This window comes from Sphingomonas sp. Y38-1Y, from assembly GCF_032391395.1.
Taxonomy (GTDB): domain Bacteria; phylum Pseudomonadota; class Alphaproteobacteria; order Sphingomonadales; family Sphingomonadaceae; genus Sphingomonas.
On the sequence record NZ_CP135916.1, the window covers coordinates 2,437,450 to 2,461,453 of the forward strand.

The 24,004-nt window shown below is 68.7% G+C and carries 22 protein-coding genes; 9 read left to right on the forward strand and 13 right to left on the reverse strand.

From position 1 onward, the window contains the following. Positions 1-291: 291 nt before the first annotated feature. Both RS883_RS11570 and RS883_RS11575 read right to left on the reverse strand, forming a co-directional pair. Positions 292-618: an HNH endonuclease gene (locus RS883_RS11570; protein WP_315765094.1), complete on the reverse strand. Its 327-nt coding sequence runs from the start codon at positions 616-618 to the stop codon at positions 292-294. 40 nt (positions 619-658) lie between these two features. Further along, complete coding sequence (locus tag RS883_RS11575) at positions 659-1,648, reverse strand: mannose-1-phosphate guanylyltransferase (protein ID WP_315765095.1); 990 nt, start codon at positions 1,646-1,648, stop codon at positions 659-661. 237 nt (positions 1,649-1,885) lie between these two features. Between RS883_RS11575 and RS883_RS11580 the strand changes: the two genes are divergently transcribed. From RS883_RS11580 to RS883_RS11605, 6 genes are all read left to right on the forward strand, one after another. Further along, the gene (locus RS883_RS11580; protein ID WP_315765097.1) at positions 1,886-3,274 is read left to right on the forward strand and encodes a TIGR03013 family XrtA/PEP-CTERM system glycosyltransferase; all 1,389 of its coding nucleotides are present in this window, start codon (positions 1,886-1,888) and stop codon (positions 3,272-3,274) included. A gap of 7 nt (positions 3,275-3,281) precedes the next feature. Then, positions 3,282-5,327 carry an XrtA/PEP-CTERM system histidine kinase PrsK gene (gene prsK / locus RS883_RS11585; RefSeq protein WP_315760347.1) on the forward strand — a complete coding sequence of 682 codons (2,046 nt, stop codon included), beginning with the start codon at positions 3,282-3,284 and terminating at the stop codon, positions 5,325-5,327. Beyond that, positions 5,324-6,673: a PEP-CTERM-box response regulator transcription factor gene (gene prsR, locus RS883_RS11590; RefSeq protein ID WP_315760348.1), complete on the forward strand. Its 1,350-nt coding sequence runs from the start codon at positions 5,324-5,326 to the stop codon at positions 6,671-6,673. Before prsK ends, prsR begins: the two co-directional genes overlap by 4 nt. After that, the gene (locus RS883_RS11595) at positions 6,657-8,648 is read left to right on the forward strand and encodes a tetratricopeptide repeat protein (protein ID WP_315760349.1); all 1,992 of its coding nucleotides are present in this window, start codon (positions 6,657-6,659) and stop codon (positions 8,646-8,648) included. The genes prsR and RS883_RS11595 overlap by 17 nt, the downstream gene beginning before the upstream one ends. 74 nt (positions 8,649-8,722) lie before the next feature. Then, entirely contained in the window at positions 8,723-8,917 is a 195-nt protein-coding gene (locus RS883_RS11600; protein WP_315760350.1) for a hypothetical protein, read from the forward strand. 102 nt (positions 8,918-9,019) lie between these two features. Further along, a complete protein-coding gene (locus RS883_RS11605; protein WP_315760351.1) occupies positions 9,020-9,340 on the forward strand; it encodes a multidrug efflux SMR transporter in 321 nt (106 codons plus the stop codon). A 45-nt stretch (positions 9,341-9,385) separates the two neighbouring features. Here RS883_RS11605 and RS883_RS11610 read toward each other — a convergent pair whose 3' ends face one another. The 3 genes from RS883_RS11610 to RS883_RS11620 all read right to left on the reverse strand — a co-directional run bounded on the left by RS883_RS11610 (position 9,386) and on the right by RS883_RS11620 (position 12,198). After that, a complete protein-coding gene (locus tag RS883_RS11610) occupies positions 9,386-9,844 on the reverse strand; it encodes a hypothetical protein (protein WP_315760352.1) in 459 nt (152 codons plus the stop codon). 120 nt (positions 9,845-9,964) lie between these two features. Then, complete coding sequence (locus RS883_RS11615; RefSeq protein WP_315760353.1) at positions 9,965-11,179, reverse strand: dipeptidase; 1,215 nt, start codon at positions 11,177-11,179, stop codon at positions 9,965-9,967. 20 nt (positions 11,180-11,199) lie between these two features. Continuing rightward, positions 11,200-12,198 carry an adenosine kinase gene (locus RS883_RS11620; RefSeq protein ID WP_315760354.1) on the reverse strand — a complete coding sequence of 333 codons (999 nt, stop codon included), beginning with the start codon at positions 12,196-12,198 and terminating at the stop codon, positions 11,200-11,202. A gap of 17 nt (positions 12,199-12,215) precedes the next feature. On the opposite strand from RS883_RS11620, the gene RS883_RS11625 reads away from it, so the two are divergent. Together RS883_RS11625 and RS883_RS11630 are read left to right on the forward strand one after the other, a co-directional pair. Then, positions 12,216-12,974: an EI24 domain-containing protein gene (locus RS883_RS11625; protein ID WP_315760355.1), complete on the forward strand. Its 759-nt coding sequence runs from the start codon at positions 12,216-12,218 to the stop codon at positions 12,972-12,974. Beyond that, positions 12,971-13,345, forward strand: coding sequence for a hypothetical protein (locus tag RS883_RS11630; RefSeq protein WP_315760356.1), 375 nt, complete (start codon positions 12,971-12,973; stop codon positions 13,343-13,345). Before RS883_RS11625 ends, RS883_RS11630 begins: the two co-directional genes overlap by 4 nt. Before the next feature lie 233 nt (positions 13,346-13,578). Here RS883_RS11630 and RS883_RS11635 read toward each other — a convergent pair whose 3' ends face one another. The 8 genes from RS883_RS11635 to carA form a co-directional block, all read right to left on the reverse strand. Then, positions 13,579-15,150 (reverse strand): peptide chain release factor 3, encoded by a 1,572-nt coding sequence (locus tag RS883_RS11635; protein WP_315760357.1) that lies wholly within the window; start codon positions 15,148-15,150, stop codon positions 13,579-13,581. Positions 15,151-15,193: 43 nt separating this feature from the next. Then, a complete protein-coding gene (locus RS883_RS11640; RefSeq protein WP_315760358.1) occupies positions 15,194-16,393 on the reverse strand; it encodes an MFS transporter in 1,200 nt (399 codons plus the stop codon). A gap of 69 nt (positions 16,394-16,462) precedes the next feature. Next, positions 16,463-17,329 carry an aldose 1-epimerase family protein gene (locus RS883_RS11645; protein ID WP_315760359.1) on the reverse strand — a complete coding sequence of 289 codons (867 nt, stop codon included), beginning with the start codon at positions 17,327-17,329 and terminating at the stop codon, positions 16,463-16,465. Further along, positions 17,326-17,961 (reverse strand): rhomboid family intramembrane serine protease, encoded by a 636-nt coding sequence (locus RS883_RS11650; protein ID WP_315760360.1) that lies wholly within the window; start codon positions 17,959-17,961, stop codon positions 17,326-17,328. The genes RS883_RS11645 and RS883_RS11650 overlap by 4 nt, the downstream gene beginning before the upstream one ends. Positions 17,962-17,969: 8 nt before the next feature. Next, on the reverse strand, positions 17,970-18,446 hold the full coding sequence (gene greA, locus RS883_RS11655; RefSeq protein WP_315760361.1) for a transcription elongation factor GreA: 477 nt from the start codon (positions 18,444-18,446) through the stop codon (positions 17,970-17,972). Between the two features lie 78 nt (positions 18,447-18,524). After that, a complete protein-coding gene (gene carB / locus RS883_RS11660) occupies positions 18,525-21,863 on the reverse strand; it encodes a carbamoyl-phosphate synthase large subunit (protein ID WP_315760362.1) in 3,339 nt (1,112 codons plus the stop codon). Then, complete coding sequence (locus RS883_RS11665) at positions 21,863-22,144, reverse strand: hypothetical protein (protein WP_315760363.1); 282 nt, start codon at positions 22,142-22,144, stop codon at positions 21,863-21,865. Before RS883_RS11665 ends, carB begins: the two co-directional genes overlap by 1 nt. Next, positions 22,141-23,412 carry a glutamine-hydrolyzing carbamoyl-phosphate synthase small subunit gene (carA, locus tag RS883_RS11670; RefSeq protein WP_315760364.1) on the reverse strand — a complete coding sequence of 424 codons (1,272 nt, stop codon included), beginning with the start codon at positions 23,410-23,412 and terminating at the stop codon, positions 22,141-22,143. The genes RS883_RS11665 and carA overlap by 4 nt, the downstream gene beginning before the upstream one ends. 139 nt (positions 23,413-23,551) lie before the next feature. Between carA and RS883_RS11675 the strand changes: the two genes are divergently transcribed. Next, the gene (locus tag RS883_RS11675) at positions 23,552-24,004 is read left to right on the forward strand and encodes a GatB/YqeY domain-containing protein (protein ID WP_315760365.1); all 453 of its coding nucleotides are present in this window, start codon (positions 23,552-23,554) and stop codon (positions 24,002-24,004) included.

A 24,004-nucleotide genomic window follows, 5' to 3' on the forward strand; every position in this document is an offset into this window, starting at 1 on the left:
GCTGGGGCTTCCCGAACCGACGTGGAGATGGTCGCCTCGACCTCAATTCAGGACGCTTCTTCGACGAGGCAGAAGGAAGAAGGTGGTTCGCGCAAAGGCGCGAAGGCGCGAAGGGGCTGCGGAACTTGCCGCGTAGCGGCCCCGATCGACGACTTGCCGGGTGGTAGAACGGTAGAGGTGAAGCCGCTGCGCGGCAAAGCACGACCACTCTTCGCGCCTTTGCGCCTTTGCGTGAACCGTCTTCTTTTCCTTGGTGTATCGGTCGGACCTCTGATGACGTCCGATCAGCCATCACACAGACGGCTCCCCTCGCCCCTTCGCCCGCCGCGTCGGCGCGTGGAAGTCGGCGGGCTTGTCGGCCACCCAGGCCAGGAACTTCGCGAGTGCCGGATGCTGGGCCAGGTCGCTCATGTCCCCGCCCTGCCGCGCCAACTCCGCGTTGGTGAGCGCCGCGTGGATCGCCCGGTGACAGATCGGGTGGACGGGCACCGTCACCGTCCCGCCCTCCGCCTTCGGCACCGGATGATGCCACTCGACCTTCGCGCCGAGTGGCCGTCCGCATAGCGCGCAAACGGGCGGCGGCGCCGCTTCGGCCGCGGCGCGCCGCTCGCCCTCGATCGCGGCAAGCTTGCGCCGCACGCGGCCCACTAACCCACCATCAACGCTTCATCGCCTCCAGCAACTTCTTGACGTCCTGGCTGCGCCCACGCGGCAGGATCAGCACGTCGTCGCCGCTCGCCACCACGATCAGGTCCTCGACGCCGACCAGCGCCACGCGCTTGCCGTCCGCGCGCACCAGGCAGCCGCGCGTGTCGATCGCCACCACGTCGCCGCGGCAGACGTTGCCGCCCTCGTCGCAGTCGCTGATCGCGTGCAGCGCGTCCCAGCTGCCGACGTCGCTCCACCCCATCGTCACCGGCACCACGGCGACGCGCTCGGCCTTCTCCATCACCGCATAGTCGATCGAGTCCGATGGCGAGGCGGCAAAGGCGTCATGGTCTGGCCAGATACGCGCGCCCTCGCGCACCGCCTTGTCCATCGACTGCCGCGCGGCATGCAGCATCTCGGGCGCATGCACCGACAGCGCGTCTAGGAACTTGTCCGCACGAAAGAGGAAGATGCCACCGTTCCAGGCATGGTCGCCCGAAGCCACCATCGCCTCCGCCACGTCGCGCGGCGGTTTCTCGACGAAGCGCGCGACGCGGTGGACACCTTCGGTCAGCGGCTCGCCGACCTGGATATAGCCATAGCCCGTCTCCGGCGCGTCCGGCGTGATCCCGAACGTGACCAGCCAGCCGTCCTCGACCAGCGGCAAGGCGAGGTGGATCGCCTCATGAAAGGCGGTCACGTCAGCGATGACATGGTCCGACGGCATGACAAGCAAGGGCGCCGCCGGATCCTCCGCCGCCAGCGCCGCGAGCGCGATCGCGGGCGCCGTGTTCCGCCCCATCGGCTCCAGGATCAGCGCCGCAGCCGACGCGCCCGCTTCGTCGAGCTGCCCCTCGATCTGGTCGGCATGCATCGCATTGGCGACGACGATCGGATGCGCGAAGCGCTCGCCGGCGTCCGTGCGGCGCGCGGTCAGCTGGAGCATCGTTTCGTCGGCGGTCAGGGCGAGAAACTGCTTGGGTAACTCCGGCCGCGACATCGGCCATAAACGCGTTCCCGATCCGCCCGACAGGATGACGGGCACGATCAGCTTGGTTCCGAGCATCGACGATATTCCCCTTCGGTCGCCGAACGGCGATCGTTTCGGGGGGTAAACGCATGACCGCGCAGATGGAACCATCCGCGAGCGAGACATCGTTCAGCTTTTCTTCGTCAATTGATGCAACACCGCCCCCATGTCGGCATTCCTTACACCCGGCCGGCGGGGACGCGCGCGATGATCCGGTTGTTCAAGCATTATGTACCCAATGCGGTGCTGCTGCTCGGCCTGCTCGACTTCTTCTGCCTGCTCGCCGCGGCGGAGTTCGGGTGGCAGCTGCGCATCCACCAGCTCGATTTCGACCTCCAGCCGATCGTCACCCGCCTGCCACAGCTGTTGAGCTTCGCGGTCAGCCTGATGCTCGCGATGGTGGCGGTCGGCGCCTACAGCCCGCGCGCGCTCACCTCGATGCGGTTCGCCACCGCGCGGCTAATCGTCGCGGTGTCGCTGGGCACCATCTTCCTGTCGGTGGTCTTCTTCCTCCTGCCGACGATCACCTTCTGGCGCTCGAACCTCCTCTACGCGATGCTCGCCGCGCTCACGCTGATGTTCGTGCTGCGCCTGCTGATCGGCAAGACGCTGGGCGGACAAGTGTTCAAACGCCGGGTCGTCGTGCTGGGCGCCGGCCCGCGCGCCGAACGCATCAAGCAGCTCGCGCGCCAGCCCGGCGCCGGCTTCGTCGTCGTCGGCTTCGTCGCGATGAGCGAGAGCAACCGCGTCATCCCCGAAGCGATCTCGCGCGACGCGATCTACAACCTGTCCGACCATGTCGTCCTATTGAACGCCAGCGAAGTCGTGCTCGCGCTGGAGGAGCGCCGCAACGCACTTCCACTCAAGGACCTCGTCCGCATCAAGACGACCGGCGTCCACGTCAACGAGATCTCGACCTTTCTCGAGCGAGAGACGGGCCGCGTCGACCTCGACAGCGTCAATCCGAGCTGGCTGATCTTCTCGGACGGCTTCTCGTCGGGCCGCATGTTCTCCAGCGCGTTCAAGCGATTGTTCGACATCGGCGCGTCGCTGCTGCTCCTCACGCTCGCGCTGCCCGTCATCGTGCTGACCGCCCTCGCGGTGAAGCTCGACAGCAAGGGACCCGCTTTCTACCGCCAGCGCCGCGTCGGCCTCTACAATCAGGGCTTCGACATCGTGAAGCTGCGCTCGATGCGCATCGATGCAGAGGTCGCGGGCACCGCCGTCTGGGCCGAGAAGGACGATCCGCGCATCACCCGCATCGGCCGCATCATTCGCAAGACGCGGATCGACGAGCTGCCGCAATGCTGGAGCGTGCTGAAGGGCGAGATGAGCTTCGTCGGCCCGCGGCCCGAACGACCGCAGTTCGTCGACGATCTCGAACAGAAGCTGCCTTATTACGCCGAGCGGCACATGGTGAAGCCGGGGATTACCGGCTGGGCACAGATCAACTATCCCTATGGCGCCTCGATCGAGGATGCGCGGCAGAAGCTCGAATACGACCTCTACTACGCCAAGAACTACTCGCCTTTTCTCGACGTGCTGATCCTGCTCCAGACGCTGCGCGTGGTGCTCTGGCCCGAAGGGGCACGCTGAGGCAGCCATGGCGGAGGGGCTTGCCGCACTCCTGACGCTCTGGAGCCACGCGCTCGCCGCGTTGTTGTTCGCGGCGCTCGGGTTCTGGAGCTGGCGTTCGCGGCGGCGCGGGCGCGCGCTGCCGCTCGCCTTCGCCGTCACCGCCATCTGGGCGCTCGCCGTCGCAGGATTGGGCGGCGCGGACGGCGTGACCCGGCTTGCCGAAGCGGCGCGCAATCTCGCCTGGCTCGGCTTTCTGTGGCGGATGCAGGTGCATGGCGGCGTGCTGACGGCGCGCCGGTCGAGCGCGGCGTCGCATGTCGCCGTCGCATCGGTCTTCGTGCTCGGCGGGCTCGTCGGGTCGGGCGGCGCGATGATCCGCGATTTGGAAATCGCGCACGTGCTGGCCGAGGCGGGGGTCGTCCTCCGCCTGCTCGCCGCCGTCGCCGGCCTCGTCCTCGTCCAACATGCCCATGCGCGCTCGCTTTCCGCCAGCGGCCGGGCGGCGGCGCTCGGCATCGCGGCGATGTGGCTGGTCGACGTCAACCTGCTGACGCTCGCCTGGGCGACGGCGAGCTGGCCCGCGCCGATGCTCGCCACTCGCGGCGCGGTGATGGTCGCGGTCGCGGGGGTGTTCGCCGCCGACCTTCAGCGCGAGGGCGACCGACCCGTCCAGCTCTCCCGCGCGGTCGCGGTCCAGTCGCTCTCGCTGCTCGCCGTGCTCAGCTATTTCGCGATCTTCGCGGGCGTGACCGAAGGACTGGCGGCGTTCGGCGGCGACCATGCGCGCGTGCTCCAGACCGCCTTCGTGTTCGGCTCCACCGCCGCCGCGCTCGCGATCCTGTCGGCACCGCGGGCGCGCGCGTGGCTGCGCGTCAAGGCGGCCAAGCACCTGTTCCGCCACCGCTACGACTATCGCCACGAATGGATGCGCTTCACCGAGACGCTTGGCCACCGCGGCGAGGACGAGGCACTCGGCGCCCGCGTCACCCGCGCGCTCGCCGACCTGCTGGAGGCGCCAGGCGGCGTTCTTCTCACCTGCTCGGGCGACGCGCTGGCGCCCGCCGCCGACTGGCGCTGGGACGGCCCGCCCTTGCCGCAGCACATCGACGACGGCACGCTTGCCCGCCACCTGGCCGAAACCGGGCGCATCATGGAACTCGACGCCGTTCGCGCCGGCGCTGCCTCGATCGACGCCGACGCCGTGCCAGAGGCCTTGCGCGACCTCGACGAGGCCTGGGTGATCGTGCCCCTTCCTCATCCCGGAGGACTTGCCGGCGCGATCGTGCTCGCCCGGCCGGCGCTGCCGAACGCGCTCGACTGGGAGGATTTCGACCTCCTCAAGGTCGCCGGACGCCAGGCCGCCAGCACCATCGCCGAACAACAGGCACAGGCGCGCCTCGCCGAGGCCGAGCGCTTCGACGAGTTCAACCGCCGCTTCGCCTTCATCCTCCACGACATCAAGAATCTGGTGAGCCAATTGAGCCTCGTCGCGCGCAATGCCGAACGCCATGCCGACAACCCTGCGTTTCGCGCCGACATGGTCGCGACGCTCAAGGAATCGGCGACGCGGATGAACGAGCTCGTCGCTCGCCTCTCGCCGGCCCAGGCGCCGCGCCCCGAAAGCCCGCGCGCGGTCGCGCTGCTCGCGGTGGCTGAAGCGCTCGCGGCCGAGCGGCGGCTCGTCCATCCGGTCGTCGTCACCGGCGATGCCGAGGCGCTGGCGCTCGCCGATCCTGCCGGCGCCGCCCAGGTGCTCCGCCACCTCCTCCAGAACGCGATCGAGGCGAGCCCGCCCGGCGAACCCGTCGGCGTCGCGGTGCGGCGGGAGGGCGATCGCGTCGTCGCCGAGGTGATCGATCGTGGCTGCGGCATGTCCGCCGCCTTCGTCCGCGATCGCCTGTTCCGCCCCTTCGCCTCGACCAAGGCGACCGGCTTCGGCATCGGCGCCTATGAAGCGCGCGCGATCGCACTGGCGATGGGCGGCGGGATCGAGGTGTCGAGCCGCGAGGGCGAGGGCAGCCGCTTTCGCCTGACGCTCCCCGCCGCAACCAGCATGGAGCGCGCGGCATGAGCGCCCCCCTTCCCAAGCTACTCGTCGTCGAGGACGATCCCGGCCTCCAGCGGCAACTCCGCTGGGCCTATGACGGCTATGAAGTACTGATCGCCGCCGACCGTGCCGCCGCGCTGACGCTGCTGCGCGCCGAGGAGCCTGCGGTGGCGACGCTCGACCTCGGCCTGCCGCCCGATCCGGACGGCGTCAGCGAAGGCTTTGCCGCGCTGGCGGAAATGCTCGCGCTCAAGCCCGACCTGAAGGTCATCGTCGCCTCCGGCCATGGCGAGCGCGAGAGCGCGCGTCGCGCGATCGCCGAGGGGGCGTGGGACTTCTATTCGAAACCGATCGACATCGACGCGCTCGGCCTGATCGTCGCGCGCGCCTTTCACGTCCATGCGCTGGAGGCGGAGAACCGCCGCCTTGCCGCGCGCGGCGACACGGTCACCGGCCTCGTCACCGCCGCGCCCGAGATGCTCAAGGTCACGCGCATGATCGAGCGGGTGGCGGGCGCCGACGTCTCGGTGATGCTGCTGGGCGCCAGCGGCACGGGCAAGGAAGTGCTGGCGCGCAGCCTCCACGACGCGAGCCCGCGCGCCAGGGGCAGCTTCGTCGCGATCAACTGTGCCGCGATCCCCGACACGCTCCTCGAGAGCGAGCTGTTCGGTCACGAAAAGGGCGCCTTCACCGGCGCAGTCAAGACGACCGAGGGCAAGATCGAGCAGGCCGCGGGCGGCACCCTGTTCCTCGACGAGATCGGCGACGTGCCGCTGCCGCTTCAGGTAAAATTGCTCCGCTTCCTTCAGGAGCGCGTGATCGAGCGGATCGGCGGGCGCCGCGCGATCCCCGTCGACACGCGCATCGTCTGCGCGACGCATCAGGACATCGACGCGATGGTCGCCGACGGTCGCTTCCGCGAGGACCTTTACTACCGCCTGGCCGAGATCATCGTCCGCATCCCCGCGCTCGCCGAGCGGTCGGGCGATGCCGTCCTTCTCGCCCGCCACTTCCTCAAGCGCCACGCCGACGCGATGAAGCTGCCGGTCAAGGGCTTCACCCCCGACGCGATCGCCGCAATCGAGGGGTGGGGCTGGCCCGGCAACGTGCGCGAGCTCGAGAACCGGGTGAAGCGCGCGGTCATCATGGCCGATGGCAGCCACGTCACCGCCGATGATCTCGACCTGACCGGCGACGGCGCGCCCGCGCTGCCGATCAACCTCCGCGCCGTGCGAGAAGCGGCCGACCGCGCCGCGATCCGACAGGCGCTGGCCCATGCCGAGGGTAACATCTCCGGCACCGCCCGCCTGCTCGGGATCAGCCGGCCCACTCTCTATGACTTGATGAAGGCCTATGACCTCCAGCCCTGATCCCAAGCCCACCAGCCGCCGCAGCCTTCGCCGGCGCTGGCGCCGCCGCATCGTTATCGGCGTCATCGCGCTGTTCGGGCTCGGCGTCGTCACGCTCGGCATCCGCGGGCTCCTTCCCGACCGCGCCGATCGTCCGGCGGCCGAGAAGTCGCTGGCGATGGCGCAGGCGCTGCTGAAGGCTGGCAACCCCTCCGCCGCACGCGCCGCAGCGGGCGATGCGGTCGCCGCCGATCCCAACTGGGGGGAGGCGCAGGTGGGCCTCGCCCGGATGCAGCTGGCGCTCGACGACGGGCTCGGCGCCGGCGCGTCGCTCGATCGCGCGCAGGCGGTCGGATACGACATGCGCCGCACCCGCGCGCTTCGTGCGCGCGCGATGATGCTGATGGGCGATCCCAAGCGCGCCGCCGCCGAACTCGCCGCCGCCGATCCGCGCGACGCGGCGGAGGCCGATCTCGTCCGCGCCGAACTAGCGACCCGCACCGGCCGGCATGGCGAGGCGCTGTCGATCCTCGATCGCGCCGTCGCCGCGCGCCCGGCCGACGGCACCGCATGGCTTGCGCTCGCGCGCGCCCGCCGCGCCGCCGCCGACGTCTCCGGCGCGATCGCCGCGAGCGAGCGTGCGGTCGCCGCCGCCCCGCGGTCGACCGATGCGCTGGCGCTCCGCGGCGAGCTGGTCCGAGACCAATATGGCCTTGTCGCCGCGCTCCCCTGGTTCGAGCGGTCGCTGGCCAGCGATCCGCGCAACCACGCCGCGCTCATCCAATATGCCGCCACGCTCGGCGACGTCGGTCGCACGCGCGACATGCTCGCCGCGCTCCGCCGCGCGACTCAGGTCCGCAAGGGAAGCGCGCAGGCACTCTACCTCCAGGCCGTCCTCGCCGCCCGCGCACGCAAGTTCGAGCTTGCCCGCGACGTGCTCGACCATACCAACGGCGCGATCGACGGCATGCCGGGCGTCATGCTGCTGCGCGGCGTCCTCGACCTTCAGGCCGGCGAACAGGAACAGGCGATCGCGACGCTCCGCACGCTCGTCACCCGCCAGCCGATGAACCTGACCGCGCGCAAGCTCCTCGCCACCGCCTATCTCCGCTCCGATGCCTCGCGCAATGCGATCGACGTGCTCGCCCCCGTGGTCGCCCGCGGCGATGCCGACAGCTATGCGCTGGCGCTGAGCGCGCGCGCGCACGAGCGCATCGGCGCGCGGGAAATCGCCGCCCGGCTGCTCGATCGCGCCGCCGTGCCTGCTGCCACGGAAAGCGCCGCGTTCAGTCCCGACGACGGGCTCCAGGTGCTTCGTGCCCGCGCCGCCAGCGGTCCGCCGGGCGAGCGTATCGCGCTGATCCGCGGCCTGATTGCCGCCGCCGACGGCCCGCAGGCGCTTGCCGAGGCGCGCGCGCTGGCCGAGAGCAATCCCGGCGTCCCCGCCGCGCAGATGCTGCTCGGCGACGTCTGGATGATGGGCAAGCGCCCCGCCGACGCTGCGGCCGCCTATGCCAGCGCCGCCGCGCTCCGCTTCGACGAGCCCGCGGCGATGCGGCTGGTCGAGGCGCTCGACCTTGCCGGCAAGCGGCAGGAAGCGGCGAACGCGCTCGCGCTGTTCCTGTCGCAGAATCCGCAGAACGTCGCCGCCCTGCGTCTCTCCGCGCACTGGCAGCTTGCCGCGGAGGACTATGCCGCCGCCGCCGCGACCCTGGAGGAATTGCGCCTGCGTGTCGGCGACCGCGACGCCGGGCTGCTTGCCGAGCTGACGCTCGCGCATCTCGGCCTCGGCAACGATGCGCGCGCCGCCGAGTACGCCGCGGCCGCCTATGCGCTCCAGCCGCAAAGCCCCGCCGTCGCCGACGCCTACGGCGCAGCGCTGCTGGCGACGGGCGACACCGGCGGTGCCCGCGACCTCTTCCGCAAGGCCGCGCTGCTCGCCCCCGGCAATCCGCTGATCGCCGCGCATTTGAGGGAAGCGGAAGCGGCCGGGTGAGCTCAACCTGCCCCCTCTCTTCCGGGGAGGGGAGAAAAGGCGTAAGGTCGCGCTGCTTGTCAGGAGCATCGCGCATGAACAACGCCATCGTCCTCGCCCGCTCGACCTATCTCTGGATCGCCGCCGGCCTGATCTTCGGCTTCACGCTGTTTGCCGGATCGACGGGCAGCCTGCCGCTCATCAAGGGCGCGCTGATCGCCAATGGCGTGTTCGCGCTCCTCGGCATCGCCTTCGGCGTCTGGACCGGCCGCAAGGTCGCCCGGCGCTAGACCCGGTGCACCCGATCGGTTAGGCGCAGCCGCGCGCGGCCTCTTGCGGGTTTCCGGCCGCCGCCTCCTTTCCGAGCCCGAGTTGCATAGGAGAACGCCGACATGGCGTGGCTCATCCTCGGCGTGGCGGTCGTCACCGAGATCATCTGGGCGTTGAGCTTGAAATGGGCAGCGACGCAGGCAAGCTGGTCCGCCTCGATCGTTCCGATCGTGCTCAGCTTCGTCAACATGGGGCTGCTCGCGCTGGCGATGCGGGGCCTGCCCGCGGGCACCGCCTACGCGGTCTGGACGGGGCTCGGCGCGGTCGGCGTGACGATCTTCGGCATCTGGCTGTTCGGTGAGAAGGTCAATGTCGCGCAGCTCGGCTTCATCGCGCTGATCGTGGTGGGCGTCGTCGGCACCAAGCTGACGGCCACCGCCTGATCCGAATGGCGGGGGAGCGCCCTTCGCTCCCCCCCGAACTCAAGCTTACTTCGTGTGCTCGTGGACCAGCTCGCGCGTCCGGCTCTCGATGCTGTCGTTATATTCCTTGAACAGCGCCATCGCCTTGTCCTGACCGCCTTCCTGCTTGGCCAGCGCCGCCATGAACCGGACGTCGTCCGCCGTCGCCGACCAGCCGAGATCGTCGGTGCCACCCTTCAGCGGGGTGATGACGATCGTCGACGGCTTGCCCGTTTCGGTGTGATAGACGATCGGCGCGGGCACCCCGGCGACCTTGGCCGCGGGCATGAAGTGCTTGCTGATGATCGTCCACAACCGCGAGTTCGGCTTGGCGACCAGCGTCTCCATCGTCAGGTAACGCACATCCGCCACGCGCTCGGCCTTGGTCGGGAAGCTCGGTGCCGGCGCCGGTGCGGTCTGGCCCAGCGCCCCCGTCTGAAGCACGCAGAACAACGCAGCGCCAAGCGCCGTGATACGAATAGCCATCAAGATTCCCCCCGTATAAGTCGAGTCGTTCAACTCGACTTGGGGATTGAACCTCATCTCTTCGGCGCTGTCTAATCGCCACCAGGAGGCACCTGATTTCACGGCGGTTCTTCGGCGCGACTATTCTCTCGCCGCTGCCTCCACCGCCCGCATCATGCGCAGCATGTTGCCGCCCGCCAGCTTGGCGAGGTCGGCATCGCTCCATCCGCGCCGCATCAGCTCGGCGAACAGCAGCCGCCAGCCGTCGACGCCCGTCATCCCCTCCGGTCCCGTCCCGCTGATCCCGTCATAATCGCCGCCCAGGCCGACATGATCGCGACCGGCGACGCGCGCGATATGCTCGACATGGTCGGCGACGTCGGCCGCGGTGGTGCGCGGCATCGGGTGCGCGGCGACCCACTCGGCCATCCGCGCCTCGACCGCCGCCGCCGGCTCGCCCAGCAACAGTCCCGCGGGCGAACTCTTGAGCCGCGCCTCTTCCGCCGCCTTCTCCGCCTGCCAGCCGCGGACCTTGGCCGATACGAAGACGGGATAGACGTTGACCATGACGATCCCGCCCTTGGCCGCAGCCGCGCGCAGCACGTCGTCAGGCACGTTGCGCGGGTGCGGGTTCACCGCGAATGCGTTGGAGTGGCTGAACATCACCGGCGCGCGCGACGCCGTGATCGCCGCCATCGCCGTCGCCGACGAGGTATGGCTGAGATCGACGATCATGCCGATCCGGTTCATCTCGGCGATCACCTGCCGCCCGAAGTCGGTCAGTCCGCGCACCTCGGGCACGTCGGTGCCGCTGTCGGCCCAGCCGACATTCTTCGTGTGGGTCAGCGTCAGATAGGCGACGCCCAGCGCCTTGTACTGGCGCAGCACCGCCAGATTGCCGTCGATCTGGTGCCCGCCCTCGGCGCCGATCAGCCCGGCGATCCGCCCGGCCTTGCGCGCCGCTTCGATGTCGGCGGCAGTGGTCGCCAGCACCATGCGGTCGGGATAGCGTGCGACCATCCGGCGGACGAGGTCGATCTGCTCCAGCGTCGTCTCGACCGCTTTCGGCCCCGCCTCCGTCGCCGGAATCCACACCGACCAGAATTGCGCGGCATAGCCCGCGCGTCTCAGCCGCGGCAGGTCGGTCTGGAGCGGCGGATCGAGCCGCGCGGTATCTGTGGAAAGGTCGACGCGCTCCGGCGCCGACCCGTATTTCTCGCGCAGTTCCCAGGCGAGATCGTTGTGCCCGTCGATCACCGGACGGTTCGCCAAGAACCGGTCGAGCCGCGCCTCGACTGACTGCGCCGCCACCGGTGCGGGGAGGAGCAACGCCGCGATCCAGATCAGCCCGCGCATCGCCCTCTCCCCCGTCCGCCTCATCCGAGTTTCTGCGCGATCATCGCCTTCAGGTCCACCTCGGGACGTGCACCGTAATGCGAGATGATCTCGGCCGCGCACAGCGCACCCATCCGCAGCGACGTGGACAGGTCGCGGCCCTGCGCCTGACCGTGGAGGAAGCCCGCGGCGAACAGGTCGCCCGCGCCCGTCGTGTCGAGCAGCCGCTCGATCGGCTCGGCCGCGACCGATGCGCGCTCGCCATTGGCGATCGCGATCGCGCCATGCTCGCCGCGCGTGACGACGAGCACGGGCACCTGCGCCGCGACCTGATCGACCGCCGCATCGAAATCCTCGACCTGCGCCAGCGCGAGCAATTCGTTCTCGTTGGCGAACAGGATGTCGATCAGCCCGTCGGCGAGCAGGCGGCGAAAATCGTCGCCGTGGCGGCTGATGCAGAAGGTGTCGGACAGCGTGAACGCGACCTTGCGGCCGGCGCCCCGCGCCACCTCGATCGCCGCACGCATCGCCTGGCGCGGTTCCTCGGGATCCCAGAGGTAGCCCTCGAGATAGAGGATCGCCGCCGCTTCGATCATCGCGCGATCCAGCGCCGCCTCGGGCAGGAACTGCGAGGCGCCCAGGAAGGTATTCATCGTCCGCTGCCCGTCGGGGGTGACGAAGATCAGGCAGCGCGCGGTCGTCGGCTCGCCTGCGCGCGATGCGGTGTCGAAGCGGACGCCCTGCGCGCGGATATCGTGCGCGAACACCTGGCCCAGCTGGTCGTCGGCGACCTGGCCGATGAAGCCGCACTTGCCGCCAAGCGCGGCGATGCCCGCAACCGTGTTCGCCGCCGAACCGCCGGAAATCTCGCGACCCGGCCCCATCTTGCCATAGAGCGCGGCAGCAGCCTCGGGCGAGAAGACGAGCTGCATCGATCCCTTGGCCATGCCCTCCTGGGCGAGGAAGGCGTCGTCGGCCTGCGCGAGAATGTCGACGATCGCGTTACCGATGGCGACGACGTCGTAGGTGGCTTCGGTCAATTGCATACTCCTGGCGTTTGCGCGCGGTTATCGCCGCGACGGCGGCGGCGCAAGCAACGCTGGCGCTTGGCCGTCCGTGCGTGCCAGAAGCGGCGGCGATGCTGCGTGACCTTGCCCTGTCGATCGGTCAGCTCGGCGACCCGCCGGTCCGACGCGTGCTCTTCAAGTCGCTGGCGCTGACCGCTGCCTTGTTCGTCGCTTTTGGCGCCGCGTTCTGGTGGGGCGCGCGGCGCGTCGCGCTCGCTTACGGTGCGGGCGGGTGGAGCGAGCTGGCGGGCGCGGCGGCAGTCGTCATCGCGGTGCTCGCCTCTTGGCTCCTGTTCCGTGCGGTTGCGATTGCGGTGATCGGCATCTTCGCCGACGAAGTGGTCGAGGCAGTCGAGCGGCGCCACTATCCCGCCGCGCTCACGACCGCCCGCAACGTGGCCATGGCGCGTGGCGCGGCGATGGGGCTGGGTTCGGCTTCGCGCACCATCCTCGTCAATCTGGTGCTGTCGCCCGTCTATGTCGCGCTGCTGGTCACCGGCGTAGGCACGGCCGCGGTGTTCTTCGTCGTCAATGGCTGGCTGCTCGGCCGCGACCTTGGCGACATGGTCGCGGCGCGCCATCATCCGCGAGCCGCGATGCGCGATTGGCGGAGGTCGACGCGCGGCGGGCGGATGATGCTGGGACTGGCGGGCACCGCGCTGCTGCTGATACCGGGCGTCAACCTCGTCGCGCCAGTGCTGGCCGCGGCGATAGCGACGCATTGGTATCATCGAAGGGGGCAAAGTTGAGGCACATCGGATCGGCGGCAGTAGGCGCGCTCCTCCTTGGCGGCTGTGCCGCGGTGCCCGCGCCGATGGCCAGCCCCCCGCCCCCGCCGGCCAAGCCGACCTACACCACCGTCGGGCTGGAACGCGTGCTCGGCCAGACCGCCAATGCGCTGACGCAGCTGTTCGGCACGCCCGATGCGGAGGTGACCGAGGGGACCGGGCGGAAACTCCAGTTCGGCAGCGGCATCTGCGTGCTCGACGCCTATCTCTATCCCAAGCAGGGCGGCGGCGTGCCGGTCGTCACCCATGTCGACGCCCGCCAGCGCGACGGCCGCGCCATCGACCGCGCAAGCTGCGTCGCGGCGCTGACCCGGCGGACGGGGGGGCGGTAGGCCGCCTAAGCAGGACGCCTCCTCTCACCGTTTGTGCTGAGCTTGTCGAAGCACGTGCCGCAAGCGCAGCAGTCGTGACACGTCCTTCGACAGGCTCAGGACGAACGGGGGTAAGGGAGGCTTTCCTGTCCCCACCCGTTCGGTTTGGGCGAAGTCGAGAACCCTGATCGGGCGTACCGCTTACCCCGTTTCTCGACTTCGCTCAAAACGAACGCTGTTTGTGGGGATGGCTCTTACCGCTCCCGCGTCGCCGCGAACTTCACCTTCGAGTAGCGGTCCGCGATATACCCTACTTCCCACGCCGACTTGGCGAGGAATACCGGGTTGCCGTCGCGATCCTTCGCCATCGCCGAGCGGTTGAGGTCGGTGAACTCCTTCATCGCCGCCGGATCCTCCGACGAGATCCATCGCGCGGTCTCGAATGGTGCCGGCTCCAGGCTGGCGGCGACCTTGTACTCCGCCTCCAGCCGCGACAGCAGCACCTCGAGCTGAAGCTGCCCAACCACGCCGATCACCCAGTTGGAGCCGATCTCGGGATAGAAGACCTGGGTCACCCCCTCCTCGGCCATGTCGTCCAGCGCCTTGCGCAGCTGCTTCGTCTTGGTCGGATCCTTCAACACCACACGGCGCAGGATCTCCGGCGCAAAGTTCGGCAGGCCGGTGAACCGCACGCCTGGCCGCTCGGACAGCGTGTCGCCGACGCGCAGCACGCCGTGGTTGGGAATGCCGATGATGTCGCCCGGGAACGCCTCGTCGGCGAGCTCGCGCTCGCGAGCGAAGAACAGGATCGGCGAGTGGATCGCGATCGGCTTGCCATGCCCACTGGGCGTCAACTTCATGCCGCGCTTGAACGTGCCCGAGCACAGCCGCATGAAGGCGATGCGGTCGCGGTGATTGGGGTCCATGTTCGCCTGGACCTTGAACACGAAGCCGGTCACCTCCGGGTTCGCCGGGCTGACGGGCGCGGGTTCGGCGGGCTGCGGGCGCGGCGGCGGCGCGTGTTCGGCCAGCGCGCCGATCAGCGCATCGACGCCGAACTCCTTCAGCGCCGAACCGAAATAGACGGGCGTCAGGTCGCCGTTGCGATACGCCTCGACGTCGAACGGCGCGTACCCCGCCATCGCCAGCTCCGCATCTTCGCGCAGCTTGGCGACACCCGGCGCCGACAACAGCTCGTCCAGCTTCGGGTCGTGGAGGCCCGACACCTGGATCACCTTGCCCTGGAACTCGCGGCTCGGCCCCTCGGGCAGCAACAGGCGATTGCCGACCAGGTCGTAGATGCCCTCGAACTCGCCGCCCATGCCGACCGGCCACGTCATCGGCGTGACGTCGAGCGCGAGCAGCTCGGCGATCTCGTCCAGAGTCTCGAATACCGGGCGACCCTCGCGATCGACCTTGTTGACGAAGGTGATGATCGGCACCGAACGGAGGCGGCAGACCTCGAACAGCTTGCGCGTCTGGCTCTCGATACCCTTGGCGACGTCGATCACCATCACCGCCGAATCGACGGCGGTCAGCGTGCGGTACGTATCCTCGCTGAAATCCTCGTGGCCCGGCGTGTCGAGCAGGTTGAAGGTCACGCCCTCCCGCTCGAACGTCATGACCGAGCTGGTCACCGAGATGCCGCGCTGCTGCTCGATCTTCATCCAGTCGGATCGCGCGCGCCGCGCGGCGCCGCGTGCCTTGACCTCGCCCGCCAGGTGGATCGCGCCGCCGAACAGCAACAGCTTTTCGGTCAGCGTGGTCTTGCCGGCGTCGGGGTGGGAGATGATCGCAAAGGTGCGACGGTCGTCGAAATGGCTCATGTCGCGCCGCCCCTAGCGCCTAATGCCGCCGGTTGCGAGGGGCTCAGGCGGGACAGGGCTCGGGCGCACGCTGTCCGCGCTCCAGCAGCATCGACATGCCGATAAAGGCGAGGCCGCCCAGCGCCAGCAACGCGCCGACCCAGCCGGTCGAGGTCCAGCCATAACCCGCCGCGATCGCCATGCCACCGAGCAGCGGCCCGAGCGCGTTGGCGGTGTTGAACGCCGAATGATTGAGCGCCGCCGCCAGCGCCTGCGCCTCGCCCGCGACGTCCATCAGCCGCGTCTGGAGCACGGTCCCGAGCGCGCCGCCGATGCCGATCGCCGTGGCGGCAAGACACACGCTCCACAGCGCACCGGTCGCCAGCGGCCACATCAGCAGCGCCATCATCGACCAGACGAGCAGCCCCGCCGCGGTGGGCAGCAAGGCGCGGTCGGCGAAGCGCGGGACGATCAGGTTACCGCCGGTCAGCCCGATGCCGAACGCCGCCAGCGCGATCGGGATCGCACTCTCGCTGACGCCCGTCACCGCCAGCATTGTGTCCGCGAGGTAGGTATAGACCGCGAACATGCCGCCGAACCCGATCGCGCCCGCCGCCAGCGTCAGCCAGATCTGCGTCTTGCCCAGCGCGCGCAGCTCCCGCAGCGGACTGGCGCCCGGCTCCGGCTCGTCGCGCGGCGCGAGCACGAACACCAAAGCCGCGGTCAACAACGCCAAGACCGCGACGATCGCGAATACCCAGCGCCAGCCGACCGCCTGACCCAGGAAGTTGGCGAGCGGCACGCCGACGATCGTCGCCGCGGTCAGCCCCAGCATCACGCGTGCCACCGCCTTGGTCCGCTGCTCGGTCGGGACCAGCCCCGCCGCGACCAAAGCCGCGATCCCGAAATAGGCGCCGTGCGGCAGCCCCGCGAGAAAGCGGAAAACCAGCATCTGAGGATAATCGCCCGCCAGCCCCGACAACCCGTTGCCGAGCGCGAAAAGCAGCATCAGCGCGACCAGCAGCATCCGCTTGGAAAATTTCGCCGCCAGTACCGCCAGCAGCGGCGCGCCGACGACGACCCCCAATGCATAGGCGCTGATCGCATGCCCCGCGGTCGTCGCGTCGATCCCCAGGTCGCGCGCGAAGAACGGCAGCAGGCTCATCGTCGCGAACTCGGTCGTGCCGATGGCGAAGCCACCCACTGCCAGCGCAAGATGGACGAGGCCGACGGGCGGCAGGGTGCTGGACGAGGGTGCGGACATGCTCCGCCAAGTGGCTATGCTGCACCGCAGCGTCAACCGCTGCGGCGTGCAATCGTCAGTGCGCGCCCGTTAACGCGACAGCGTCACCTGCATCCGCACGGTCCAGCGCGCACCGGGCGAGACGCGGCGGATACCGGGCTTCGCCCAGATATCGCCGGCGAACCCCTGGGGATCGGCGATGCCGTGCCAGGGCTCGACACAGACGAACGCGGCACCCGGCTTGGTCCAGACGCCCAGCATCGGCGTGTCGGGAAAGTCGATGATGAGCTGCGGGCCATCGACCGCGCCGTATTGCACGGATTGGCTGACGATCCGCTTCCACACCAGCGCATCGATCGCGAACAGCTCGTCGGCGAGCGACAGCGTGCGCCCGTCGAGCGGGCTTGGCCGATCCTCCGGACCGATCAGCCCACCCTCGACGATCCGCGCGAGATTGGAGGGCTCGGCGGCCTCGAACAGGATGCGGTGCTCGGCGCGGTCGCGGCCATAAGGGAGCGGCCAAGCGAATGCGGGATGGAAGCCGATGCTCGCGGGCAGGTCGCGGTCGTCGCGATTCTCGACGCTCACCTCGGTGATCAGCGTCGCGCCCCGAATCGAATGCCGCACGTCGAGCGCGAAGGCGAAGGGATAGTGCGCTCGCGTCTCGGCACTGTCGGTCAGGCGGAAGGTAACGGCATCGGGCCACTGCTCGACCACCTCGAACAGGCTGTGCCGCGCGAAACCATGCTTGGGCATCGGATAGCGCGTGCCGTCGATCGTCCAGTGATCGTCCACCAGCGCGCCGACATTGGGAAACAGGATCGGCGCGCGACCCTTCCAGAACTCAGGGTTAGCGTCGGTCATCAACTCGCGCCCGCCATCGTCGAGGAGGTGCGAGAGCTCGGCGCCGAGCGGATTGATCTGGGCCGTCAGGTCGGCCGAGGCGATGGTAATCATGCGCCGCGCCAGTGCCAGCGCACCAGCGGCCGCGCAAGCGCCACCCCGGCGATGAACCCGCCGACATGCGCCGCCCCTGCGACGGGCATCGACGTGCCCGCGCTGATGAAGCCGATCGCCATGTTGATCGCGGTCCAGGCCGCGACCAGCCACAGGATATGGACGGTCTGCGCCGACAGCGGCCCGATCGCCCGCGTGCGATTACGGCTGAACAGCACCGAATAGGCGCCGACGATTCCGGAGATCGCGCCGCTCGCACCGATCATCGGCACTGCCGATTGCGGATCGAGCAGCCAGTGCGCCAGCACCGCCGCCACCGCGCCGATGCCATAGAGGATGCCGATTGCCTGCCAGCCCACCGCGCGCTCGGTCGAGGCGCCGGTATAGCCGAGCATCAGCAGGTTGAAGCCGAGATGCAGGAAGCTTGCGTGGACGAGCGTCGCGCTGAACGGCGTCAGCCACACGGGCAGCAGGTCCGCCTGATCGAGCAGCGGCAGGCCGTCGCCCAGCCGCGCCGGGATGAACCCGGCATAGACCGCGGCATAGCCGACCATGTCGGACAGCAGCAGCACAGCGCCCGCGATGCCCGTCACCACCGCGATCGCGGCCGTGGCGGGCGCGCGGCTCAGCATCGCTCGGCTCAGACGAACTCGATCTTGGAGACGAGATAATAGCGGTCGCCCGCGGGCACCGACACCTCGACCTCGTCGTCTACGCGGCGGCCGATCAGCGCGCGGCCGAGCGGCGAGTTGTAGCTGATGCGGCCGGTCTTGGCGTCCGCCTCGGTCTGGCCGACGATCTGGTACTTCACCGGCTTCTCGTCCTCGTCCAGGAGCGTCACCGTCGCGCCGAACACGACCTTGTCGCCCGACAGGTCGCGCGGATCGATGACCTGCGCGCGGCTGAGCTTGTCTTCGATGTCGGCGATCGTCGCCTCGATCTGTCCCTGGCGCTCCTTGGCGGCGTGGTATTCGGCGTTTTCGGACAGGTCGCCGTGCGCGCGCGCTTCCTCGATCGCATCGACGATCAGGGGGCGTTCCGTTTTCAACCGCTTCAGCTCGCTGGTGAGCGTATCATAGCCCTCCTGCAGCATCGGCATCTTCTCGACGGTCGCCATACCCAGTTCCTTCAACAGCCCCTTTTCGCGCGACCCCTGTTCCGGGAACGCCCGCACACCAACCGATTATTATGGGGATTAATCGTGCGAACGCGAATAATAGGCCTGTAGGGATCGCACTTCAAGGGACTGGCGCTGCTGTGCAGCGATCGCCTGCGCTGCCGCGACACTGGCCGAAGCGGTCGTGAAATACGGCACTTTCATCCCGAGCGCGGACTGGCGGATCTCCGCGGAATCCTTGTGCGACTGCCACCCTTCGGTGGTGTTGAAGATGAGGTCGATGCCGCCGTCCAGGATGCGGTCGACGATGTGCGGACGGCCCTGCGCCACCTTGTTGACGCGCTCCACCGCGATGCCCTGTCCGCTGAGGAAGTCGGCGGTGCCGCCCGTCGCGATGATCGTGAACCCGAGCTCGGCCAGGATGCGCACGCCCGGCAGCACCACCGCCTTGTCGCCGTCCTTGACGCTGACGAACAGCCGACCCTCGGCCGGCAGCACGGTGCCGGCGCCCAGCTGCGACTTGGCGAAGGCGATCGCGAAGTCGGTGTCGATCCCCATCACCTCACCTGTCGACTTCATCTCCGGCGACAGCACGGGATCGACGCCGGGGAAGCGCGCGAACGGGAACACCGCTTCCTTGACCGCGATGTGATCGATGTTGCGGTCGATCGGCGGCAGGTTGGCGAGCTTCTCGCCCGCCATCACGCGGCTGGCGTACTTGGCGATCGGCGCGCCGATCGCCTTGGCGACGAACGGCACCGTGCGGCTGGCGCGCGGATTGACCTCGATGAGGTAGACCTCGCCATCCTTGACCGCGAACTGGATGTTCATCAGCCCGACGACGGAGAGCGCCCTGGCGAGCACCGCGGTCTGGCGCTCGATCTCGGCGATGACGTCGCCCGGCAGGCTGTAGGGCGGAAGCGAGCAGGCGCTGTCGCCCGAATGGACGCCCGCCTCCTCGATATGCTGGAGCACGCCGGCGACGGTCACATCGGTGCCGTCGCTGATCGCATCGACATCGACCTCGATCGCGTCGCGCAGATACTGGTCGATCAGCACCGGCGCGTCGCCCGACACCTGCACCGCGGTCTGGATATAGGCCTCCAGCTGCGGGGTGCCGTCGACGATCTCCATCGCGCGGCCGCCCAGCACATAGCTGGGCCGCATCAGCACCGGATAGCCGATGCGCTCGGCGACCGCGATCGCCTCCTCCCGGCTGCGCGCGATACCATTGGCGGGCTGCTTGAGGCCGAGCTTGGCGATCAGCGCGGCGAACCGCTCGCGGTCTTCGGCGAGGTCGATCGCGTCGGGCGAGGTGCCCAGGATCGGGATCCCCGCGCCTTCGAGCGCGCGTGCCAGGTTGAGCGGCGTCTGCCCGCCGAACTGGACGATCACGCCGACCAGCTCGCCATTGGCCTTCTCGGTCTCGAGGATCTCGAGCACGTCCTCGGCGGTCAGCGGCTCGAAATAGAGACGGTCCGACGTATCATAGTCGGTGCTCACCGTCTCCGGGTTGCAGTTGACCATGATCGTCTCATAGCCCGCGTCCGCTAGCGCGAAGCAGGCATGGCAGCAGCAATAGTCGAACTCGATCCCCTGCCCGATCCGGTTCGGCCCGCCGCCCAGGATGACGATCTTGCGCCGGTTCGTCGGCTGGCTCTCGTCCTCGGGCGCGCCGAAGCTCGGCGCTTCGTAGGTCGAGTACATATAAGGCGTCTTAGCCTCGAACTCGGCGGCGCAGGTGTCGATCCGCTTGAACACCGGGCGCACGCCCAGCTTGTGGCGAAGCTCGCGCACCTCGTTCTCGTTGACGCCGCCGGTCATCGCCTTGACCGCCTCGTGGATCAGGCCGCCGCGCGCCGGGAAGCGGTGGCGGAGCCCCGCGCTCTCGACCGCCAGATAGGCGAGCCGCCGGTCGCTGAAGCCCATCGCCTTCAGCCGCCGCATCCCGGCCGCGTCGCGCGGCAGACCGCTGGCGATCACCTCCGCCTCTGCGTCGACGATCTCCTTGATGCGGTTGAGGAACCAGGGATCGTACTTGGCGATCGCATGGACTTCCTCGACGGACAGGCCTTCACGAAGGGCTTGCGCGGCGACCAGGAGACGGTCGGGCGTGGCCTGCGAAAGCGCCGCCTCGATCTCCGCCTTGGGCGCGCCCTTCAGGTGCTCGACGTCGTTGAAGCCGGACAGGCCGGTCTCCAGCCCGCGCAGCGCCTTTTGCAGGCTCTCGTGGATCGACCGGCCGATCGCCATCACCTCGCCCACCGACTTCATCGCGGTGGAGAGCAAAGGCTCCGACCCCTTGAACTTCTCGAACGCGAAGCGCGGGATCTTGGTGACGACGTAATCGATCGTGGGCTCGAACGACGCGGGCGTCGCGCCGGTGATGTCGTTCTCGATCTCGTCCAGCGTGTAGCCGACCGCCAGCTTCGCCGCGACCTTGGCGATCGGGAAGCCCGTCGCCTTCGACGCCAATGCCGAGGAGCGGCTGACCCGCGGGTTCATCTCGATGACGATCAGGCGGCCGTCCTTGGGATTGACCGCGAACTGGACGTTCGACCCGCCGGTCTCCACGCCGATCTCACGCAGCACCGCGATGCTCGCGTTGCGCATGATCTGATATTCCTTGTCCGTCAGCGTCAGGGCCGGCGCGACGGTGATGCTGTCGCCGGTATGGACGCCCATCGGATCGATATTCTCGATCGAGCAGACGATGATGGCGTTGTCGGCGCGATCGCGCACGACCTCCATCTCATATTCCTTCCAGCCGAGCAGCGATTCCTCGATCAGCACCTCGGTGGTGGGCGACGCGTCCAGGCCCTTGCGGACGATCTCGACGAACTCTTCGCGGTTATAGGCGATGCCGCCGCCGGTGCCGCCCAGCGTGAAGCTCGGCCGGATGATCGCGGGGAGGCCGGTCTTCTCCAGTCCCTCCAGCGCTTCCTCGACGGTGTGCGCAATCGCGGAGCGGGCGCTTTCCAGCCCGATCTTGTCCATCGCCGCGCGGAATTTCTGCCGGTCCTCGGCCTTGTCGATCGCCTCTGCATCGGCGCCGATCATGGTGACGCCGTACTTCTCGAACGTCCCGTCGGCGAACAGCGCCAGCGCGGTGTTGAGCGCGGTCTGGCCACCCATCGTCGGCAGGACCGCCCAACCACCCGGAAACGCTGCCGTCTCCTTCTCGATGATCTTGGCGACGATCGCCGGCGTGATCGGCTCGACATAGGTCGCGTCGGCGAGCTCCGGATCGGTCATGATCGTCGCGGGGTTGGAGTTGACGAGGACGACGCGATAGCCCTCCTCCTTCAACGCCTTGATCGCCTGCGTGCCCGAATAGTCGAACTCGCACGCCTGCCCGATAACGATCGGCCCCGCGCCAATGACGAGGATGGAGGAGATGTCGATGCGTTTGGGCATTAGTCGCGTGCCTTATTCGTAACTGGCTCAGCAAGCCATCTGATGCCTTCCAAGGTTAGATGCGCAACCTCGTAGAACGGCTCGCTCACAACCCTAGTCTTGATGAAGCCGAGATCATCCAGTCGCTTCACGCTCCACTGTACTGCCAGCGGACCGATGTCTTGCTGAGCAAAATGCTTCTCAAGAAGAGCACCGGTCAGCGCCTCTGAAACCTCAAGGTTCTGGCTGATCGTATAAATCGCCGAGAGGACCTCTCGATCAAGCCTTTCAGGAGGGATCACCGCAGCATCCCCACGAACCGCTCGAACAGATAAAAGCTGTCCTGCGGACCCGGCGATGCCTCGGGGTGATATTGCACACTGAACGCCGGGCGATCCGTCAGTTCGAAGCCGGCGTTGGAGCCGTCGAACAGCGACACGTGCGTCTCGCGCGCGGTGTCGGGCAGCGTCTCGGTCACGACCGCGAAGCCGTGGTTCATGCTGGTGATCTCGACGACGTTGTCCGACAGGCGCTTGACCGGGTGGTTGGCGCCGCGGTGGCCCTGGTGCATCTTGGTGGTCCTGGCCCCCACCGCGAGCCCGAGCAACTGGTGGCCCAGGCAGATGCCGAACACCGGCAGCTTCTCGTCCAGCACGCGGCGGATGACCGGGACGGCATATTCGCCGGTCGCCGCAGGGTCGCCGGGACCGTTCGACAGGAATACGCCATCGGGCTGGAGCGCCATCACCTCGTCATAGCTCGCCGTCGCCGGCAGCACCGACACCCGCGCACCCGCGGCGACGAGGTTGCGGAAGATGTTGCGCTTCGAACCGTAGTCGATCGCGACGACGTGGGGGCGGGCGGCGTCGGGGGTGTCGTTTAGGGCACGTCCTTCGACAAGCTCAGGACGAACGGAGTTAGAGATTGCGCCCCCTTCCTCCGTTCGTGCTGAGCTTGTCGAAGCACGTGCCTCGGGCGCCACGCTGTCGTCATAGCCGCGGCCGAGCTGCCACAGCCCGCCTTCCCAGCCATAATGCATCTGGGTCGACACCGTCTTGGCCAGGTCCATGCCCTCCAGCCCCGGCCACGCCCGCGCCTCGGCCAGCAGCGCCTCGACGTCGAACTGGCCGGACGGCGAGTGCGCGATGACGCCGTTCGGCGCCCCGCCCCCGCGGATGCGGCGGGTCAGCGCGCGCGTGTCGATGCCCGACAGGCCGATGCGCGCATGCTTCTTCATCCACGCGTCCAGCCGCTCGGCGGCGCGGAAGTTGGAGGGTTCGGTCACGTCCTGGCGGACGATCATTCCCAGCGCGTGAGGGTCGTCCGCCTCGATATCCTCGGCATTGGTGCCGACGTTGCCGATGTGCGGAAAGGTGAAGGTGATGATCTGCCCGGCATAGGAGGGGTCGGTCATCACCTCCTGGTACCCGGTCATCGCGGTGTTGAAGCACACCTCGCCCACCGCGGCGCCCTCGGCGCCGAAGCCGCGGCCCCAGATCACCTCACCCGATGCCAGGACCAGCACCCCCGTGGCTCCTTCGGGCGCATGACTAGGGCTGGCGTCGGCCATGGATACGGCTACTCCGGGAACAGGGTTGGCGATGTCGCTAAGCCGCGTCCGCTAGAGCCCATGCCGCCCCCCGTCAACCGGTGACGGCCAGAGCCTCGTCCGCTATCGGTGGCGGTTTCCGCATTCGAAGAGACCCCGCATGATTCGCGACGACATCAAGGCCGCGCTCGTCACCGCCATGAAGGGCGGCGACAAGGAAGGCACCGCCACGATCCGCCTGATCCAGTCCGCCATCAAGAACCGCGACATTGAGGCGCGGACCGGCTCGGCCCCCGCCGACGACGACGTTTTGGTGGTCGAGGTATTGCAGAAGATGGTCAAGCAGCGCCGCGAATCGATCGAGATGTACGAAAAGGGCAACCGCTCCGAACTCGCCGCCGCCGAAGCGGGCGAGGTCGCGGTGATCGAGCGGTTCCTGCCCAAGACGCTGGATGCGGCCGAAACCGCCGCGGCGATCGAGACGATCAAGGCCGACCTCGGCGCGACCGGCATGAAGGACATGGGCCGCGTCATGGCCGAGCTGAAGGCGCGCCACGGTGCGGTGCTCGACATGAGCAAGGCGAGCGCCGCGGTGAAGGCGGCGCTGGGTTAA